A 3,927-nucleotide genomic window follows, 5' to 3' on the forward strand; every position below is an offset into this window, starting at 1 on the left:
CAGATTTGGTCTGAACTAATACACCTGACACGTGCCAACGATCGCGGATAAATGCGAGCATTACCAAACCGTTCAGCACCGCGACACCGGATAACGCGATAAAGCCAACGCCAGCCGATATTGACAATGGCATATCGCGAAACCACAGTGCCAATACACCACCAGTCAACGCTAGTGGTACGCCTGTAAAGATAATGAGTGCGTCTTTAAGCGAGCCCAGTGCCACTACCAAAATCACAATAATAATAGCGAACGTCACGGGGACCACAAGTGACAACCGCTGACTCGCCGAAGCCAACTGCTCAAAAGTACCTCCATAATCTAGCCAGTACCCTGCCTTCAGCTTCACTTCGGCCGTGACACGCTGCTTGGTTTCCGCTACGAATGACCCCAAATCCCGCCCCCGAACATTTGCCATAACCACGACTCGCCTTTTGCCGTTTTCCCGGCTGATTTGGCTGGGCGCGGGCGCAATTACGAGCGTAGCGAGTTCCGACAACGGTGCATACCCGCCCTCTGGCAAAGGCACAGGCAACTCGTGCAAGTGCTTGACATCGCGTCGCACGTTTTCTGGAAGACGAACCACCAGCTCAAACCGGCGATCCCCCTCATAGATCAATCCCACAGACTCACCTCCGATAGCAGTCGCAACAAAATCCTGTACATCGTCAACGGTGAGCCCGTACCGGGAGATCGCCATACGATCGGGGTGCACTGACAGCATTGGTAGGCCGTCAACCTGCTCAACCCGTGCATCGGCTGAGCCCTCTATGTCATTCAAAACCGCGAGAATCGCCTCAGCTGAGGCTAGAAGCTGTTCGAGGTCATCACCAAAGACCTTGATTCCTAAATCCGCTCGAACCCCCGAAATTAACTCATTAAAGCGCATCTCAATCGGTTGCGTGATCTCGTAGTTATTGCCCGGAACTTCCTCCAATGCCTCCTCCAACTCTTGAAGCAGTTCATCCTTGGGAAGCTTTGGATTCGGCCATTCACTGCGCGGTTTAAGTATCACGAAGTTATCCACCACATTTGGAGGCATCGGGTCCGTCGCCACCTCGGCTGTGCCTACCTTGGCTAACACCTTGTCAACCTGCGGGAACGATCTAATGCGCCTTTCCAACATCTCCTGCATCGCCACCGATTGTTCCAGCCCCGTGCCGGTCACCCGTAGCGCCTGCACCGTAATATCCCCTTCATCCAGCTGGGGCACAAACTCTGATCCAAGTGTTGTGGCCAGCCAGCTTGATGCGAAAACCAGAATAGTGGCACCGGAAATGATCCCCCATCGTAACCTGAGAACCCAACTCAACAATGGTCGATAAAGTGACTTTGCGGCGACGATGGCACGATTTTCTTTCTCGCTGACGCGCCCGGTCATAAATACAGCGACCGACGCGGGAACCACAGTCAATGAGAGCACCAATGCTGCCAGAAGCGCCATTACAACGGTAGCAGCCATCGGCTGAAACATTTTCCCTTCGACGCCAGTCAACGTGAACAACGGAATGTAGACGACCGTAATAATCAACACCCCGAATAGACTCGGTCGAATGACTTCGTTAGTCGCTTCAAAAACCAACCAAAGCCGTTCTTTTCGTTCGAGCTTGCTGTTATCAGACGCCTGAGCTTCTGCCAGGCGGCGTGTCGCGTTCTCCACGATGATGACCGCCCCGTCGACAATCAGGCCAAAATCCAGTGCGCCGAGGCTCATCAAGTTGGCAGACACTCCTGTCTTGACCATACCGAAAACGGTGGCGAGCATCGATAAAGGAATCACTGCGGCAGTAATCAGCGCTGCACGAATGTTTCCAAGCAGCACAAAGAGCACTGCTATGACAAGCAACGCGCCCTCCAAGAGGTTCTTCTTTACGGTCGCGATGGCCTTGTCCACTAAAGTGGTGCGATCATAAACGGTGTCCACCCGTACGCCTTCGGGAAGAGAAGACTCGATCTCTTCAAGCTTTATCGCCAAATCGCGAGCCACAGCGCGGGAGTTCGCTCCCATTAACATCATCGCTGTACCAACAACGGTTTCAACTCCGTTTCGCGTAGCCGCGCCACTGCGCAACTCCTTTCCAATCGCGACCTCCGCGATGTCTGCAACACGCACTGGCGACCCATCGACAATTTTCACCACCACCTGTTCGATGTCGGTTATCGTTTGCAACTGACCAGGCGATCGCACCAACAGCTGCTCGCCATTGTGCTCAATATAGCCAGCGCCGCGATTGTTGTTGTTGTTCCGTAGGGCCTGGCTCACATCGTCCAAGGTCACGTCAAAAACCAGAAGCTTTCGTGGGTCGGGGGTGACGTGATATTGCTTGGCAAAGCCGCCGATCGTGTTAATCTCGACTATACCGGGTACAAGAGCCAACTGCGGCTCTATAATCCAGTCCTGAACTTCGCGCAATGCCGTTGCATCGTACGGTGTTCCGTCAGCCTTTACCGCTCCAGGCAAGGCCTCAACCGTATAGGTAAAAATTTCACCGAGACCGGTTGCTATGGGACCCATCTCGGGCTCAAGGCCTGGCGGAAGATCGTTCTTAATCGCGCCTAGACGCTCGTCGATCAAGTTTCGAGCAAAGTAGATATCGGTGCCATCTTCGAACACCACTGTCACTTGCGACAACCCATAACGGGACAAAGAACGCGTATATGATAGATTTGGCAACCCTGCAAGCGCCGTCTCTACCGGATAGGTAATGCGCTGTTCGGCTTCCAGAGGCGAATAACCCGGAGCCTGGGTATTGATCTGTACCTGAACGTTGGTGATGTCAGGCACTGCATCAATCGGTAAGCGCTGATAGCTCCACACACCTAAGCCGATCAGTACAAAAATAAAGGACAAAGTGAGGTAGCGCCGCTCGACTGAGAAGCGAAGAATCGATTCGATCATCGTCTGACTCCTAATCGTGGTCTTCGACGCTTGACTTCAAAAGGTCAGCTTTAACCAAAAAACTGTTGCCCACGACATAACGTTCACCCGCTTCGAGCCCAGAAAGGATTTCGGTGTAACGGTCATCACTGCGGCCAAGTTCTACCAATTGCGCTTTGAATACATCATCCTTATTGGTAAAAACCACCGTTTTACCCTCAACTGTTTGCAGGGCGCGATTGTCCACCGCGACAGAGGCTTGAAATGACTCTACGACAATTTCCCCCATAACAAGCAGCCCGGGTGTCCATTGTCCGTCTCGGTTGTCAAGTGTACCTCGAGCAATAAGGTAGGGCCGCCGTTCACTTCCAGGAAGAACATGGCTAAGCGTCACCGTTCCTTTAACACTGTCAGAAGACAGCAGAACCGTTTGCCCTTTCGAAACGGCCGATCGTTGTGCCGGGAATACGTGAAGCTCCACCCAAAGTGGGTTTAAACGGGCAATAGAGAAAAGCGCTCGATCCTGTGTTAGTTCGCCAACCGCTGTTTGGCGGTCGACGACAACCCCGTTGATCGGCGAGCGAAGCTGGTAGGTCCTCAGGCTGTCATTGGACTCAATTTCAGCGAGTAAATCGCCGGTTTCAACCTGATCGCCAATCTGGGCATGAACCTGATAGACTTGACCAGGGAACCGTGCCCTCATGTGGGTTTCCTGGCCAGGTGGCACAACGATCTTTCCGTACACCCGAAGAATGCGGTCGAGGGTAGCGGGTCCAGCTTGGCTTGTACTTAGTCCGGCTTTTTGTGCCGTCTCTGAACTGATCCGAACCACCTCCTCTCCTTCATGCTCTGTTCGATTCCTTTCGTGCGCTTCATCCCGCCCCCTAGGTTCAATAAAGTCCTGAGTGAAAGCAGCGTTCGAAGTAAGAATCACCATTAGTACCGAAAGAATAACGTAATATCTGTGTCGCATAGTCTTGTTCCTATAGTTTTTTCAGCGCTGGTGGTCAACGGGAAAGTCTGCTGGTAGATAGAGGCTCGGCAGTCAT

2 protein-coding genes are annotated in these 3,927 nt (G+C 52.8%); both read right to left on the reverse strand.

What is annotated here, in order from left to right:
* Positions 1 to 2,899: efflux RND transporter permease subunit (locus B3520_RS06680; RefSeq protein ID WP_286804870.1), on the reverse strand; the 2,899-nt coding region annotated here is incomplete at its 3' end.
* Between the two features lie 10 nt (positions 2,900 to 2,909).
* Complete coding sequence (locus tag B3520_RS06685) at positions 2,910 to 3,851, reverse strand: efflux RND transporter periplasmic adaptor subunit (RefSeq protein WP_286804871.1); 942 nt, start codon at positions 3,849 to 3,851, stop codon at positions 2,910 to 2,912.
* Positions 3,852 to 3,927: the final 76 nt, after the last annotated feature.

This window comes from Marinimicrobium sp. UBA4509, assembly GCF_002388575.1.
GTDB classification, from domain to species: Bacteria; Pseudomonadota; Gammaproteobacteria; order Pseudomonadales; family Cellvibrionaceae; genus Marinimicrobium; species Marinimicrobium koreense.

Bases quoted from the DNA above. Each gene is read 5' to 3' on its own strand.
- B3520_RS06685 (WP_286804871.1), bottom strand. From the start codon at position 3,851: ATGCGACACAGATATTACGTTATTCTTTCGGTACTAATGGTGATTCTT.